We start from the raw sequence: 13,945 nt of genomic DNA, 5'->3' as shown, positions 1-13,945 counted from the left end.
GCGCGGCCCTCGCCGGCCTCGTCGCCGCCCGGCGCACCGCGCTCCAGGCCGCCGAGGCCCAGCGCAGCACGGTCCTCGCGCAATACCGGGCGGCTGTCGCCGCCGAGCGGCGCGTCCAGGCCACGCTGCGCGGCTGGGACGCCAAGAACGGCAACACCACACAGTACGGCGGCGGGCGGCTCACCATGCCCGTCCGTGGCTGGAAGAGCAGCGACTTCGGCCACCGTTACGACCCCTACTACCGGGTCTGGCAGCTGCACGCCGGCACCGACTTCGCGGCCGGCTCGGGCACCCCGATCCGGGCCGCCGCCTCCGGCCGGGTCATCCAGGCCGGCTGGAACGGTGGCTACGGCCGCTACACCTGCATCAACCACGGCCGCCTCGGTGGACACGGCTTCACGAGCTGTTACGGCCACCAGTCCCGGATCTACGTGCGGGTCGGCGAACACGTCCGCCGCGGCGAGGTGATCGGCCGGGTCGGCAACACCGGCGCCTCCACCGGCGCGCACCTGCATTTCGAGACCCGCTTCGCCGGGGTGCCGCGCAACCCGCTCAACTACCTCCCCGGCTGCCTCTGCTGAGTCTCCAGGTACGCTTGGGGCATGCCACGCGAACAGGGGCGCAAGCTCGTAGCCTCCAACCGCAAGGCACGCCACGACTACGCCATCCTCGATACGTATGAGGCGGGCATGGTGCTCACCGGCACCGAGGTGAAATCGCTGCGCGCGGGGCGCGCCTCGCTGGTCGACGCTTTCGGCCACGAGAAGAACGGTGAGATCTACCTGCACGGCATGCACATCCCGGAGTACACGCAGGGCACGTGGACCAACCACGAGCCGCGCCGTCCGCGCAAACTGCTGCTGCACCGTGAAGAGATCCACAAGATGATGGGCAAGCTCCGCGACGAGGGCATCACCCTCGTCCCGCTCTCGGTCTACTTCGAGAACGGTTACGCGAAGGTCGAGCTTGGCGTCGCCAAGGGCAAGAAGGCCTACGACAAGCGTCAGGACCTGGCCAGCCGGGACGCGCAGCGGGAGATCAACAGGGCCCTGGGCCGCCGTGCCAAGGGCCGCGACTGACGGGTATTCTGCCCCGCCAGGGCTGTAGATCTTTCTACTGTCGTCCGTCCCGCTCCGTCGATCAATCCTGTCGCGAGGAGACCCGGCCGTTGCCCAAGCACTCCGCCCGTCAGTTCACCACGGCACGTCTCGTACTCGGCCTCGGCGCCGCGATCCTGGTGGTCCTCGTCGGCTGGATCGCCGTGCGCGCCGGGGGACCGGCCGTCGCCGACGACGCGCCGGTGATCGTCCAGCCGTCCGCTCCCGCTCCCGCTGAGACTGATCTGCAGGCCGTCGAGAGCCCGCTTCCGGAAGCCACTTCGGTGACGCCGTCGCCCAGCTCGGCGTCGCCGTCGCCCTCGCGGTCCTCATCCGCGTCGGCGTCCCCGTCAGCGTCGCCCTCGCCGTCGGCCTCCCGCAAACCGAAGAAGTCGAAGTCGCCGCAGCCGTCCGTCTCGGTGCCCGCTCCCACGTCGCCGAGTCCGTCGCGGACCTCGGCGACGCCGGCCGGTCTGCAGGCCACCTACGCGACCGGCTCGTCCTGGCGGGACGGCTTCACCGCCGGCGTGCGGGTCGTCAACAAAGGCTCGGTGGCGCAGAGCTTCACCGTGACCATCACCTACGCCTCCGGCACCGACCTGGAGATCCGCGGCGACTGGAACGCCGAGGTCAGCGCCGGCGGCAACCAGGTCACCATCCGCGGCGGCAGCCTCGCCCCCGGCTCGTCGATCACCGCCGGCTTCCAGGCCGCCAAGGACGACGACGACAGCTCGCGGGCGACCGGTTGTACCGTGGTGGGCGGCACCTGCTCGGTGGGATAAGATTGCCGGGCTGTGACACATACCAGGGGGTGACTGGTTTCGACTTCGTAGGTGGAGACAGGGGAAGCGAGCCGAGGAAGCCGACGTCGTCTCGAGAATCGGTCGTCGGAAACTTATAAGCGCCAAGGATAACTCCCGCGCTGACTTCGCTCTTGCCGCCTGAGGTAAGTAGCAAGTCTGTCGACCCGGGGTCGCCTTCGACCCGGTCTGTCGGCATCAGCTAGAAGGCTGGCCAAGCGGTCCTAGTCGTGAGGACCGTGCGGCGAGATCAAACACGACTGGGCCTGTCATACCAACTCGCTCACGTGATTGGTAGGGCCGAGTAGAGGCACAGTGAGCTGCGCTCGGAGAAGCCCTGACGAAGCAACGAAGGACCCGGGTTCGATTCCCGGCACCTCCACGAGAGGCAGGGGCCCCGTGTCCGCGGAAAGCGCGGACCGGGGCCCCTCGTCATGTCTGCTCCGGGGGCCGAGCCCCCGGAAACCCCACGGTGCGGTGCGCGCGCTGACCAGACCCGGCCGGGCCCCAGCTTCAACGCGTCCTGGTGCCGTGGACACCTCAGGGCTCGCTGTCCGCATCGGCTGGCTCCGGTGAGGGCTCTCGAAGTGTGCTCGAGGTGATGAGCCTCCTCCGATAAGGAGACTGTTGCGAGGCCTCGTGGTCGTGTGGCTACGGCAGGTCGAAGGGGAGTTTGATGCCGGCCAGGGCGTCGCCGCACGGGCAGGGGCGGTCGGTGGGGAGTTTGGTCACCGCGTCGAGGAGGACGCCGCGGAGGCGTTCGGTGTTTTCGGCGAAGACCTTGAAGACCTCCTCCTGGGTGACGCCGTGGTCGCCCTCGACGCCGGCGTCCAAGTCGGTCACCAGGGCGATCGCGGTGTAGCAGAGGGCCAGCTCGCGGGCCAGCACGGCCTCGGGGTGGCCGGTCATGTTGACGATCGTGCCGCCGATCGCGGTGAACCAGCGGGATTCGGCGCGGGTGGAGAAGCGCGGGCCCTCGACGACGACCATGGTGCCGCCGTCGACCGCGTTCACCCGGGTGGCGGAATCCAGCACCGCGGCCCGGCCCACCGGGCAGTAGGGGTCGGCGAAGGAGACGTGCACGGCGCCCGAGTCGTAGAACGTCTGCACCCGGCCGCTGGTGCGATCGATCAACTGGTCCGGCACCACGAAGGTGCCGGGGCCCAGCTCGGGACGGAGCCCGCCGACCGCGCACGGGGCGAGGATCTGGCGTACCCCGAGCGAGCGCAACGCCCAAAGGTTGGCACGGTACGGGATCTTGTGCGGCGGGAAGCGATGATCGCGCCCGTGCCGGGGCAGGAAAGCCACCCGGCGGCCGCCCACGTCGGCAACGGTGATCTTGTCTGAGGGGGCGCCGTAGGGCGTGTCCACCTCGAGTTCCGTGGCGTGGTCGAGGAGCGCGTACAGCCCCGACCCGCCGATGACGCCGATCTCTGCTGCCGTAGGTGGCGGGTTCATGTCCAGACCTTATCGGTGGCCGGAAACGCAGGCTAATGTGCGAGGCATGGCTACGTCGAGCGGACGGCGGTATGCACGTGTTCGGTGAGGGGCAGCGGATCGGAGGCCGGTCGGTGGAGTCGATGACCGGTCAGCTGCTCGTTGCCACGCCCACCCTCAAAGATCCGAACTTCGACCGTACGGTCGTGTTGCTGGTCGCCCACGAGACCGGCGGCGCCCTCGGCGTCGTCCTCAACCGGGCGACCGAGGTTCCGGTCTCCGAGGTGCTCGGCAACTGGGGGGGAACTCGCCGGTGATCCGGCCGTCCTCTTCGAAGGCGGCCCGGTGCAGCCCGAGTCGGCGATCTGCCTGGCCCGGACCCGGCCCGAGGTGAAAAAGCGGCTGTCCGGTTTTCATCCGGTCAGCGGGTCGCTCGGCACCCTGGACCTGTCCGTCGACCCGGACCGCATGCGCGACAACGTGGCTGGCATCCGGGTCTTCGCCGGTTACTCCGGCTGGTCGGCCGGCCAGTTGGAGGAGGAGATAGCGGCCGGCTCCTGGTTCGTCTTCGACGCCCTGCCCGGCGACCCGTTCGTGGAGCGGCCCGACGACCTGTGGGCCATGGTGCTGCGCCGCCAGGGCGACATCCTGGCTGCTGTCGCCCACTTCCCGCCGGACGTCTCGCTCAACTGAGGGGCCCCCGCAGGCGCCCTCCGGAGGGTGTGTAATATTTCCAGCGTGCCCGGGGGGAAACCGCCGGGGACGCAGGCAAGGGGCTGTGGCGCAGCTGGTAGCGCACCACACTGGCAGTGTGGGGGTCAGGGGTTCGAGTCCCCTCAGCTCCACGAGTACGAATGGGCGACCTGTGTCCGCGGAAAGCGCGGACGCCGGTCGCCCTCGTCATTTTGCTCCGGGGGCCGAGCCCCCGGAGACGCCGCGTTACGGTGGGCGCGCCTGGCGGCCCGGTGGCGGCTTCGCGTCTGGGCGCGCCTGGCGGCTTCGCGTCTGGGCTTGCTGAGCGCGGCCGGGTGGCCGCGCTCAGCGAGAGGTCAGCCGATGGAGACGGTGGCCTGGCCGATGACGATGCGGTGGTCGGAGCAGGAGCCGGCCGGGTAGTCCGCGGTCGCGGGGATGCCGGAGCAGGCGGTGGAGATGCTCAGCGAGTCGCCGCTGTAGGCGCCGACCAGGCGGCTCTGGCGGGCGAAAATGAGGTCGATCTTGGCGGAGCCGCCGCAGGGCGGGGGTGCGCCGGGGGTGCCGGTGGCGGTCCACTCGCCGTAGCCGAGGCAGTTGCCGGAGTCGTTGTCGTCCAGCTCGCGGTAGGCGCCGGTGTTGGCGTTGTTGTTCGCCACGTTCAGGCTCGACGAGTACCAGTTGTTGAGGCGGGGGTAGTGCGGCTGGGCGTTGAAGTCGCCGCCGATGATGGCGGTGTCGCCGGCGCTGTGGAAGGCCTCCATCTTGCCGAGCACGAAGTCGAGCTGGTTCGCGTTGTACTTGTTGCCGTTCGGCGCCGTGTTGTTGTTCGTGGTGATGTGCGTGGTGCAGAAGTGCGCTTTCGGCTGGGCCGTCGGCGAGACGCAGGTGAGGTTGCGCTGCTCGGCGCTGGTGTCGCTGGGCAGAGTCCAGCGCTGAGCGCCGTTCAGCGGGAACCGGCTGAAGACGGCGTTGCCGCCGGGCTGGGTGGCGTCGCCGGGTGCGCAGCGGTCCACCGCGTTGTTGCTCGCGGTGAAACGGGCGAAGTTGCTCTCGTCGGCCGGGTAGTTGAGTTCCCGCAGCCGGGCGATCAGGGCGTGGTACTGCCCTTCACAGATCTCGTTGAGGGCGACGAAGTCCGCGTCCCGGTTCATGATCGACGAAGCCGCCGCGTCGATCAGGCCGTTGGTCGTGCTGCCGAAGTGCATCTTCGCCCCGGCGATGTTCCACACCCAGATCTTGTAGGTGGCGTTCACCGCCGCTGAGGCCGGAGCGCCCGGTACGGCGGCGGCGCCCACAGCCAGCAGCATGGTGGCCGCGGCGACCGCGGCCCGTTTGAACAGTTGCATCGAAACTCCTCGTCGTCCAAGATCGTTTCGGCATCATGCCATCTTGGACAGACGATTCAGCCCGTGGGCCGGGTGATCTGCACATCACCCGGCGGAACCGTCAGGAAGGAGCAGCCGCGCGGCGGCTGATCAGCGACTCCAGCTCGGCGACCAGGCGGCGCGGCGACAGCGGCTTGGACAGGTAACCGTCCGCCCCGGAGATCAGACCGGCGTCGACGTCGTAGGCGTGGCTGTTGCCGGAGACCATCAGGATCGCCATGTCGCGGGTGGCCGGGGTGTTGCGGGCCAGCTGGCACAGCTCCATGCCGTTCATCGCCGGCATGCGGACGTCGGTGATCAGCCCGACCGGCTTGGCGACGGTGAGGATGCGGGCGGCGCTCTGGCCGTCCTTCACCCCGACCGCCCGGTAGCCGGCTGCTTCGAGCGTGACCGAGAGCATGTCGCGGACGTCGCTGTCGTCGTCAGCGATGAGGATCAGGTTCTGGTTCATCGGGTGCTCTCCTTTGCGGGGTCACCCGACTGATCGGCACCGGCGTGCGCCCGAACATTGTCGTTCGGTTGCGGCGGGGGAGCGCCAACGGCAGCGGCCGGGCCCTTTCCGGGCCCGGCCGCGTGCGGTGGTTCAGCTGATCTTCTCGGTCTCGGTGGAGGTGACGTACGCGTTGAGCGACAGCGACAGGCTGGCCACGTCGTCCGCGTTGACCGAGAGGTTGCCGGTGTCGATCAGCACGGCCCGGGGCTGGACGGTCTGCAGCTGCCTGACGAACTTGCTGACCTTCTCCACGTTGCCCTCGACGTTCAGGGTGATCGGCAGCGTGCTCACCGCGCTCACCTCCTTGGAGGTCTCCGCCGCGGAGGCGCTGTAGCCGCTGACCTCGACGTCCAGCTTGACGCCCATGCTCTGCAGCTGCTTCAGGAAGTCCGGGATGCCGTTGGTCTTGCTGGCCACCGGCAGCGCCGCCTGGTATTCGGCGAGCTGCGCGGTGTACTCGTCGAGCTTCGCGGTCTCCTTCTGGAGCGCCTGGAAGCCGTTCTTCGCCTTGGTCAGCTGGATCGTGGTGTCCTCGGTGTCCGTCTGGGCCTTGGCCTCGGCGGCGTACTGCGGGCTGATCAGCATGAACCAGCCGCCGGCGATGAGCAGCGCGATCAGGGCGAGCCCGCCGAAGAGCCAGATCTGGTCGATACGGCGTGCGGTCATCACTTGCCCTCGCTCTCGCACTCGGCGGTGAAGCGGCCGCACAGTCCCTCGTCCGTGATGGTCACGGTGAGGGCGAAGGTGACCTTGCCGTCGTCACCGTCGGTCACGCTGTTCACGAACGGGTCGGACAGGAAGGTCAGCTTGCCGAGCGCCTCGACGTACTCGGCGACCTCCTTCTTGTTGTCCGCGGTCCCGGAGACGTTCAGGGAGCCGATCGCCCCGGACGTGGCGTTCGCGCCCGTGGAGTCCGCGGTCAGGCCGCCGCTGATCTCGTTGACCGTCACGCTCGCGTCGGTGCCGGTCTTGCGAACCAGGTCCAGCAGGTTCGCCCAGGACATGTCCTGGCCGAGCAGCGCCTTCAGCTCCTTCTCGAGCGCGGTGTTGCCCTGCTTCACCGCGACCATCTTCTGGACGTTCTTGTCCTTCTTCTGCTGGTTCTGCACCGTGGCGAGCTGTTCGAGGGTCTGGTTGTAGGCCTTCTCGGCGTCGTTCTTGGCGGCGGTGGCCATCGCGTACCAGCTTCCGAGCCCGGCCAGCACCAGCACCAGGCTGATCAGCACGAAGCTGCGGGTCCGGCGGGCCCGCCGGCCGTCCCGGATCTCCGGCGGCAGCAGGTCGGCGCGGATGGTGAGCACCCGGGCCGCCTGCTGCGGCGAGACCGTCGGGTCCAGGGGCATCAGAGCCGTGGTCATCGGGACGCTCCCAGGGTGAGGCCGATCGACACCGCGGCCGACGGCACGAAACTGTCGAATCCGCGTTCCCGGGCGCGCCGGGTCTCGCGCAGGCGGACCGAGTTGTCCGCGTACATCACCGCGACGCCGAGTTCGGCCTGCAGGTGCTGGGCGAGGCCGGGCATGAGCGCGCTGCCGCCGCAGAGCGAGACCCGGGTGACCTGCTTCTGCCGCTCGCCGGAGGCGAGGTAGGTGAACGAGCTGCGCAGCTCGGCGGCGAGCGGGCGGACCGCGTCGGTGAGCGCGGCGACGGTGTCCGGGTTGCCGTCGCCGTGCAGGCCGAACCGGCACTTCAGCGTCTCCGCCTCGATGGTGCTGATGCCGAGCCGGGTGGCGATGCTCTCGGTGATCTCCGAGCCGCCGCGGGGCAGGGTCCGCACGAAGAGCGGCTCGCCGTCGGCGTGCACCACCACGCTGGTGATGTTGGCGCCGATGTCGACGATCGCCTCGACCTGGGCGTCCAGCCGGGAGGCGGCGCGCAGCAGGGCGAACGAGGCGAGGTCGACGCCGGCGACGTGCAGCCCGGCCTTCTCGACCGCCTGTACCAGGCCGATCACGGCCTCCTTCGGCATCGCGACCAGCAGGCCGCGCACGGTCGGGTTCTCACCGGGCTGCTCCAGCGGGTAGAAGTCCAGCAGCGACTTCTCCACCGCGAGCGGCAGTTGCTCCTTGACCTGGAACGGCAGCGCCTGGCGCATCTGGTTGGCCGGCAGGTTGGCGACCGACATCTCGCGGACCACCAGCTGCGGGTTGGTGACGCCGAGCGTGACCCGCTTGCTGCCGAACTTGGAGGAGGCCCAGAGCTGCTTGAGCGCGGCGGTCACCGCGCCCGGGTCGTGCACCACGCCGGCCGTGACGGTGCCGGGGACCAGCGGGAACTGGCCGAAGTTGATCAGGGTGTAGTCGTCCTTGCTGCGGCGGACCTCTACGGCTCGAATGGAGGACGAGCCGATGTCCAGCCCGATCGGCGGTGTGCCAGCCATCGGTCTTCCTTCCTTACGAGGTGGGGATGAGCAGGGTGGTGTACCAGTCGGCGACCGGTGCCGCGGCGAAGACCGCGAGGAAGGCGCCGGCCAGCATGTAGGGGCCGAACGGGATCCGGCTCTTGCGGCTGGCCAGCTTCAGGGCGAGCAGCGCGGCGCCGACGACGCCGCCGAGCACGAAGCCGGCGAAGGCGCCGAAGGCGACCGCACTCCAGCCGAGCCAGCCGAGGTAGAAGCCGAGCAGCGGGGCGAGCTTCACGTCGCCGCCACCCATGCCCCAGACGGCCAGGACGCGGTAGAGCACGTAGAGCAGCGCGGCGGCCAGCAGGCCGCGCAGCGGCGCGGCCAGATCACCCTCGGCCAGCGAGACCGGTACGAGCAGAGCCGCCGCCACCGCGTACGAGGGCAGGACGATCTTGTCGGGAAGCCGCATGACGTCGAGGTCGATGAGAGCCAACGCGATCGCGACGGCGGCCAGGTAGAGGTAGGCGGGCAGTTCCCAGGACCAGCCGAACCGGGCCGCCACCGCCACGAACAGGACCGCGGTGCCGGCCTCGACCAGCGGGTAGCGGGCACTGATCCGGGTGCCGCAGTCGGCGCACCGGCCGCGCAGCAGCAGCCAGCCGAGCACCGGCACGTTGTGCCGGGCCCGGACCGGGTTGCCGCAGTTCGGGCAGTGTGACCCGGGGCTGACCAGCGACTCGTCGCGGGGCACCCGGTGGATCACGACGTTCAGGAACGAGCCGATGGCCAGCCCGAGCAGGGCGACGAAGCTGAGCAGCAGAGGCTGGGGCATGGTCGATCCTCCTCGGGCCGGTCGATGGTGGTCGGTGCGGGTGAAGGGTGGTGGTGCCGACGGCGCCACCACCCTTCGGTGTTTCGACGTCTACCGCGTCAGGACACGACGCAGGTCTCGACGTTCAGCGTGCCGGTCTTCTCGCCGACCGAGCCGCCGGCCGCGCTGTCGTAGATGAAGGCCTTCGAGTCGGTGCCGCCGGTGTTGCGGGCGCAGACCAGGTAGGTGCCCTTGGCCTTGTCGAACTTGTAGCCCAGCAGGGTGCCGTCGGAGACGGTGATGGTGCCCTCCTGCGGGGTGGTGACGTCGGTCGAGGTGAGCTTGAGCGCCGCGCCCTTGTCGTCGGCCGACTTCGCGCTGTCCGGGTAGGTGTTGCTGTTGCTGGTGTAGAACTGCTCGATCGCGCTGATCGCGCCACGCACGTCCGACTGGGCCGACTTGTCAGCGGCACCCTTGCGGTAGTTCAGGTAGACCGGGACGGCGATCGCGACCAGGACGCCGATGATGACCACGACGACCAGGAGCTCGATCAGGGTGAAGCCTTCGTCGTCCTTCTTGTTGCGGAGACGGTTGATTGCGTCCTGCATGGTGGGGTGCCTCCAGGGGCGTTTTCAGGGTGGGGTGAACGGGCTCGGGTGCCCGGTGGTGCGAACCGACCGTCGGGAGCGGTCGGGGGGTGCGGCACGCGCTTCGTTGCGCGCCGGGTCAGCTCAGGCGCCGATGTTCTGGTAGATCGTGAACATCGGCAGGTAGAGGCAGACGACCATGCCGCCGACCACAGCGCCCATCACGAGCACCATGATCGGTTCGATCGACGCGGCCAGGGACTCGGCGGCGGAATCGACTTCCCTGTCGTAGAAGTCGGCAACCTTGTCGAGCATCTGACTGATCTGGCCGCTTTCTTCACCCACTTCGATCATCTGGGTGACCATCTGCGGGAAGATCTTGTGATGGCGCAGCGCCGTGGACATCGGCTGACCGTCACGGACGGTGGCCTGGACGTCCTTCATCGCGGCGTTGATGACCTCGTTGCCGGTGGTCTCGCCGACCACGGCGAGTGCCTGCATGACCGGCACGCCGACGTTCAGCAGCAGGCCGAGGTTGCGGGCGAACCGGCTCATCGCGAGCTTGCGGAAGAGCGAACCGAAGACCGGCATGCGGAGCTTGAATTGGTCCACCTTCAGCCGGAACTCGGCGCTGGTGCGGTGCTGCCGTTTGTAGGTGACGGTGACGGCAACCAGAATCCCGATCACCAGCGGTCCGATCCAGCCCATGTTGTGGCTGGTCGTAACCAGGACCTGGGTGATCGCCGGCAGTTCGCCGCCGAGGTTCTTGAACATGCCCTCGAAGACCGGGACGATGAAGATCAACATCGCCGCGATCAGTACGAAGGTGAAGCCCAGCACGATCGCCGGATAGGTCAGCGCACTCTTGATCTTGCCGCGGAGCGCGGTGTCCTTCTCCAGGCTGTCGGCGATCTGTTCGAGCGCCTTGTCGATCATGCCGCCGGCCTCACCGGCCCGGATCATGGCGATCATCAAGCGCGGGAAGACCCGGTCGTGTTTCGCCATCGAGGCAGAGAGCCCGCCTCCGCCCGCCACGTCGGTGCGTACCTCGCCGATCGCCTTCTTCAGCGGCGGCGCCGAGGTCTGCTCCTCCAGGATCGACAGCGATCGCAGCAGCGACATGCCGGACGCGGTCATCGTGGCGAACTGCCGGGCGAAGACCGCGAGGTCCTTGAGCTTGAGCCGATTGCCCAGCCCGGGGATCTTCAGGTCGCGCTGAAGGCCCTGCCCGGCCTCGGTGACGCCGAGCGGCACCTCGCCGCGCTGGCGCAGCATGTGAGTCGCGGCTGCCTCGGTGGGGGCCTCGATGGTCCCCTTGGCCTTCTTGCCGGTGGCGTCGATGGCCTCGTAGTGAAAAGTCTTGGTGGTCGCCACCGGATCACTCCCGTCCCACGAGGCGCTTGAGCTCCTCGGCCGAGTGGCACATCTCCAGGGCGGTCTGCATGCTGACCAGCCCGTCACGGATCTTCTCGGCCAGGTGCTGGTCGAAGGCGAGCATGCCCTCGGTGGCGCCGGCCTGCATGAAGGACGGGATCTGGTGCGTCTTGCCCTCCCGGATCAGGCTGCGGATGGCCGGGGTGCAGCTGAGGATCTCGGCGATCACCACACGTCCCTTGCCGTCGGCCTTCGGCGCCAGCGCCTGGGTGATCACACCCTGGAGGCTGGCGGCCAGCTGGGCGCGGATCTGCAGCTGCTGGTGCGGGGGGAAGATGTCGATGACCCGGTCGATCGTCTGGGTGGCGCTCTGCGTGTGCAGGGTGGCCAGCACCAGGTGGCCGGTCTCCGCGGCGGTGAGCGCGGTGGCGGTGGTCTCCAGGTCACGCAGCTCGCCGACCAGGATGATGTCCGGGTCCTGCCGCAGCGCGTGCTTGAGCGCGCTGGCGAAGTTCTCGGTGTCGGCGCCGACCTCCCGCTGGTTCACCACGCTGCGCTTGTGCGGGTGGAGGAACTCGATCGGGTCCTCGATGGTGATGATGTGGTCGGCGCGGCTGCGGTTGGCCAGGTCGAGCAGGGAGGCCAGGGTGGTGGTCTTGCCGGAGCCGGTCGGGCCGGTGACCAGCACCAGGCCGCGCGGCAGGTGGGCGAAGCGGGCCACCGACTCGGGCATGCCCAGCTCGTCCAGCGGCTTGATCTTGTGCGGGATGGCCCGGAAGACCGCGCCGCAGGAGGTTCGCTGCCGGTAGAGGTTGCCCCGGAAGCGGGAGACGCCCACGATGCTGTGCGCGAAGTCCATCTCCTGCACTTCCAGGAAGGTCTCCCACTGTGCCGGGGTGACCGCCGCGCGGGCGAGCAGCTCGGTGTCGGCGGCGTTGAGCTTGCCGTACCCGGGGACCGGGCGCAGCGAGCCGTCCACCCGCATCATCGGCGGGGAGCCGACCGTCAGGTGCAGGTCGGAGCCGCGGGATTCGACCAGCGTGATGAGCAGCTGGTCGAGCACGTCCAGGTCGTCCGCGGACCCCGCCGCCGACTGCCGTGCCTCGCGCTCGATCGTGTCCATCTGGTGTTCCGGCCCTCTCTCACGTTCCGACGCCTGTTGAATCGGCACCGCGGGGACCGGGTTTAGTAGCCGCTCCGGTGCGGTCAGACAGCTACTCGGGACACCTCGCGGATCGAGGTGAGCCCACCGGCGGCCTTTGCCAGGCCGTCGGCGCGCAGGTCGTACATGCCCTGGGCGAGCGCCACCTCGCGGATCTCGCCGGCGGGGGCCCGGCGGATGGTCAGCGATTCGATCTCGGGGGACACCGGCATCACCTCGTGGATCGCGATCCGGCCCTTGTACCCGGTGTTCGCGCAGTTGCGGCAGCCGACCGGCCGGTACAGCACCTGCGGGAAGGCCAGGTCCTCCAGCGGCCAGCGGGCGCCGAGCACTTCCTCCTCGGTCGGCGCGTAGGCCTCCTTGCACCAGTCGCAGATGCGCCGGGCGAGCCGCTGGGCGAGCACGCAGTCCAGGGACGAGCCGACCAGGAACGGTTCGATGCCCATCTCGGTGAGCCGGGTCACCGCGCCGGGCGCGTCGTTGGTGTGCAGCGTGGAGAGCAGCAGGTGGCCGGTGAGCGCGGCCTCGACCGCGATCTGGGCGGTGTTGCCGTCGCGGATCTCACCGATCAGCACCACGTCCGGGTCGGTACGCAGGATCGCCGGCAGCACCGCCGCGAACGTCAGCCCCGCCTTCGCGTTGACCTGCACCTGGTTGATGCCGCGCAGCCGGTACTCGACCGGGTCCTCGACCGTGATCACGTTGACCTCCGGCCGGCTGATCTTGCCGAGGGTGGCGTAGAGCGTGGTCGACTTGCCGGACCCGGTCGGGCCGGTGACCAGCACCATCCCGTGCGGCTTGCTGAACGAGGCGCTGAAGCGCTCCAGGTTGTGCTGGGTGAAGCCGAGTTTCGCCAGGTCCAGGTCGATGCCGCCGGTGTCCAGGACGCGGAGCACGATCTTCTCGCCCCAGACCGTCGGCAGGGTGGCGGTCCGCAGGTCGATCGAGCGGTCCCGGACCATCGCGGTGATCCGGCCGTTCTGCGGGATCCGCTTCTCGGTGATGTCGACGCCCGACATGATCTTGATGCGGGAGGTGAGCGCCGCCATCACGCCGCGCGGCACCACGTCCACCTCGTGCAGCACGCCGTCGATCCGGTACCGCACCCGCATGTCGTCCTCGGTCGGCTCCAGGTGCAGGTCGGAGGCGCGGTTCATGACGGCCTGCTCGATCAGGCTGTTCACGTACCGGACGATCGGGGCGTCCTCGGTGCTGGTCGCCTGGGCGGCCATGCCGGTCGCGTCGTCCGCGGTGTCGGCGATCTCGCCGAGGTCCGCGCCCTCGCGCTGGAGGCGTTCGATGATCCGGCGGACCTCGCTGCGGGCCACCACCACCGGGCGGATGGTCATGCCGGTCGCCGCGCGCACGTCGTCGAGCGCCACCACGTCGGCCGGGTCGGTCACGCCGACCACCAGCTCGCCGTCGTTGATCGCCAGGCCGAGCACCCGGTGCCGGAGCACCACCGGCAGCGGGATGCGCTTGAGCGCGATCGGGTCCGGGGTGTATCCCACCAGGTCCAGCGTGTTGATGCCGAACGCCTTGGCGGCCGCCTCGGTCAACTGCTCCTCGGTGACGACCTGGTCGTTGATCAGAACCGCCCGCACCGGCCGGCCGCTGCGCTGCGCCTCCTCGGCCGCCGCGTCGACCGCGCGCGGGTCGACGCCGATCTGCTTCAGGGCGTCAAGCAGCGGGCGGAAGGTCTGATCCATGGGGTCCTCAGGCGCGGCCGGACAGGGTATACACCCACCCCATCGGACAT

Annotated in this window: 14 protein-coding genes, 1 tRNA gene, 1 other RNA gene and 1 pseudogene; 6 read left to right on the top strand and 11 right to left on the bottom strand. The window is 69.2% G+C overall.

Annotated features, from left to right (window positions below):
* From AB0F81_RS27400 to ssrA, 4 genes are all read left to right on the top strand, one after another.
* Nucleotides 1-581: M23 family metallopeptidase (locus AB0F81_RS27400; RefSeq protein ID WP_360201719.1), on the top strand; the 581-nt coding region annotated here is incomplete at its 5' end.
* Nucleotides 582-602: 21 nt separating this feature from the next.
* Nucleotides 603-1,079, top strand: coding sequence for an SsrA-binding protein SmpB (smpB, locus tag AB0F81_RS27395; RefSeq protein WP_360201718.1), 477 nt, complete (start codon nt 603-605; stop codon nt 1,077-1,079).
* A gap of 89 nt (nt 1,080-1,168) precedes the next feature.
* A complete protein-coding gene (locus tag AB0F81_RS27390) occupies nt 1,169-1,879 on the top strand; it encodes a cellulose binding domain-containing protein (RefSeq protein WP_360201716.1) in 711 nt (236 codons plus the stop codon).
* A gap of 25 nt (nt 1,880-1,904) precedes the next feature.
* Nucleotides 1,905-2,282, top strand: a transfer-messenger RNA (tmRNA) gene (ssrA, locus tag AB0F81_RS27385).
* A gap of 266 nt (nt 2,283-2,548) precedes the next feature.
* On the opposite strand, the gene AB0F81_RS27380 is transcribed toward ssrA, so the two are convergent.
* The gene (locus AB0F81_RS27380; protein WP_360201714.1) at nt 2,549-3,355 is read right to left on the bottom strand and encodes an S-methyl-5'-thioadenosine phosphorylase; all 807 of its coding nucleotides are present in this window, start codon (nt 3,353-3,355) and stop codon (nt 2,549-2,551) included.
* A gap of 71 nt (nt 3,356-3,426) precedes the next feature.
* On the opposite strand from AB0F81_RS27380, the pseudogene AB0F81_RS27375 reads away from it, so the two are divergent.
* Nucleotides 3,427-4,027: pseudogene (locus AB0F81_RS27375) on the top strand (YqgE/AlgH family protein).
* Nucleotides 4,028-4,106: 79 nt separating this feature from the next.
* A tRNA-Ala gene (locus AB0F81_RS27370) sits at nt 4,107-4,179 on the top strand.
* A 204-nt stretch (nt 4,180-4,383) separates the two neighbouring features.
* Here the strand turns inward: AB0F81_RS27370 and AB0F81_RS27365 are convergent.
* The 10 genes from AB0F81_RS27365 to AB0F81_RS27320 all read right to left on the bottom strand — a co-directional run bounded on the left by AB0F81_RS27365 (nt 4,384) and on the right by AB0F81_RS27320 (nt 13,895).
* Nucleotides 4,384-5,376 (bottom strand): endonuclease/exonuclease/phosphatase family protein, encoded by a 993-nt coding sequence (locus AB0F81_RS27365; protein WP_360201713.1) that lies wholly within the window; start codon nt 5,374-5,376, stop codon nt 4,384-4,386.
* A 100-nt stretch (nt 5,377-5,476) separates the two neighbouring features.
* Nucleotides 5,477-5,866, bottom strand: coding sequence for a response regulator (locus AB0F81_RS27360; protein WP_360201712.1), 390 nt, complete (start codon nt 5,864-5,866; stop codon nt 5,477-5,479).
* A gap of 132 nt (nt 5,867-5,998) precedes the next feature.
* On the bottom strand, nt 5,999-6,574 hold the full coding sequence (gene pilO / locus AB0F81_RS27355; RefSeq protein WP_360201710.1) for a type 4a pilus biogenesis protein PilO: 576 nt from the start codon (nt 6,572-6,574) through the stop codon (nt 5,999-6,001).
* Nucleotides 6,574-7,266 (bottom strand): PilN domain-containing protein, encoded by a 693-nt coding sequence (locus tag AB0F81_RS27350; RefSeq protein ID WP_360201709.1) that lies wholly within the window; start codon nt 7,264-7,266, stop codon nt 6,574-6,576. The genes pilO and AB0F81_RS27350 overlap by 1 nt, the downstream gene beginning before the upstream one ends.
* Nucleotides 7,263-8,288 carry a type IV pilus assembly protein PilM gene (gene pilM / locus AB0F81_RS27345; protein ID WP_360201707.1) on the bottom strand — a complete coding sequence of 342 codons (1,026 nt, stop codon included), beginning with the start codon at nt 8,286-8,288 and terminating at the stop codon, nt 7,263-7,265. The genes AB0F81_RS27350 and pilM overlap by 4 nt, the downstream gene beginning before the upstream one ends.
* 13 nt (nt 8,289-8,301) lie before the next feature.
* On the bottom strand, nt 8,302-9,084 hold the full coding sequence (locus AB0F81_RS27340) for a prepilin peptidase (RefSeq protein ID WP_360201706.1): 783 nt from the start codon (nt 9,082-9,084) through the stop codon (nt 8,302-8,304).
* Nucleotides 9,085-9,182: 98 nt separating this feature from the next.
* Entirely contained in the window at nt 9,183-9,671 is a 489-nt protein-coding gene (locus tag AB0F81_RS27335) for a prepilin-type N-terminal cleavage/methylation domain-containing protein (RefSeq protein WP_360201704.1), read from the bottom strand.
* A 123-nt stretch (nt 9,672-9,794) separates the two neighbouring features.
* Nucleotides 9,795-11,024 carry a type II secretion system F family protein gene (locus AB0F81_RS27330; RefSeq protein ID WP_360201702.1) on the bottom strand — a complete coding sequence of 410 codons (1,230 nt, stop codon included), beginning with the start codon at nt 11,022-11,024 and terminating at the stop codon, nt 9,795-9,797.
* Between the two features lie 4 nt (nt 11,025-11,028).
* Nucleotides 11,029-12,147 (bottom strand): type IV pilus twitching motility protein PilT, encoded by a 1,119-nt coding sequence (locus AB0F81_RS27325; RefSeq protein WP_360201700.1) that lies wholly within the window; start codon nt 12,145-12,147, stop codon nt 11,029-11,031.
* Nucleotides 12,148-12,230: 83 nt separating this feature from the next.
* The gene (locus tag AB0F81_RS27320; protein WP_360201699.1) at nt 12,231-13,895 is read right to left on the bottom strand and encodes an ATPase, T2SS/T4P/T4SS family; all 1,665 of its coding nucleotides are present in this window, start codon (nt 13,893-13,895) and stop codon (nt 12,231-12,233) included.
* Nucleotides 13,896-13,945: the final 50 nt, after the last annotated feature.

The sequence above is a fragment of the Actinoplanes sp. NPDC024001 genome (assembly GCF_040638955.1).
Lineage (GTDB): Bacteria > Actinomycetota > Actinomycetes > Mycobacteriales > Micromonosporaceae > Actinoplanes.
This window is presented reverse-complemented; position numbering and strand designations above follow the sequence as displayed.

What these genes read in the sequence shown, in the direction of transcription:
- AB0F81_RS27320 (WP_360201699.1), bottom strand. Translation starts at nt 13,895, where the DNA reads ATGGATCAGACCTTCCGCCCGCTGCTTGACGCCCTGAAGCAGATCGGC.
- pilM (WP_360201707.1), bottom strand. Translation starts at nt 8,288, where the DNA reads ATGGCTGGCACACCGCCGATCGGGCTGGACATCGGCTCGTCCTCCATT.
- AB0F81_RS27380 (WP_360201714.1), bottom strand. Translation starts at nt 3,355, where the DNA reads ATGAACCCGCCACCTACGGCAGCAGAGATCGGCGTCATCGGCGGGTCG.
- pilO (WP_360201710.1), bottom strand. Translation starts at nt 6,574, where the DNA reads ATGACCGCACGCCGTATCGACCAGATCTGGCTCTTCGGCGGGCTCGCC.
- AB0F81_RS27365 (WP_360201713.1), bottom strand. Translation starts at nt 5,376, where the DNA reads ATGCAACTGTTCAAACGGGCCGCGGTCGCCGCGGCCACCATGCTGCTG.
- AB0F81_RS27325 (WP_360201700.1), bottom strand. Translation starts at nt 12,147, where the DNA reads ATGGACACGATCGAGCGCGAGGCACGGCAGTCGGCGGCGGGGTCCGCG.
- smpB (WP_360201718.1), top strand. Translation starts at nt 603, where the DNA reads ATGCCACGCGAACAGGGGCGCAAGCTCGTAGCCTCCAACCGCAAGGCA.
- AB0F81_RS27340 (WP_360201706.1), bottom strand. Translation starts at nt 9,084, where the DNA reads ATGCCCCAGCCTCTGCTGCTCAGCTTCGTCGCCCTGCTCGGGCTGGCC.
- AB0F81_RS27350 (WP_360201709.1), bottom strand. Translation starts at nt 7,266, where the DNA reads ATGACCACGGCTCTGATGCCCCTGGACCCGACGGTCTCGCCGCAGCAG.
- AB0F81_RS27335 (WP_360201704.1), bottom strand. Translation starts at nt 9,671, where the DNA reads ATGCAGGACGCAATCAACCGTCTCCGCAACAAGAAGGACGACGAAGGC.
- AB0F81_RS27360 (WP_360201712.1), bottom strand. Translation starts at nt 5,866, where the DNA reads ATGAACCAGAACCTGATCCTCATCGCTGACGACGACAGCGACGTCCGC.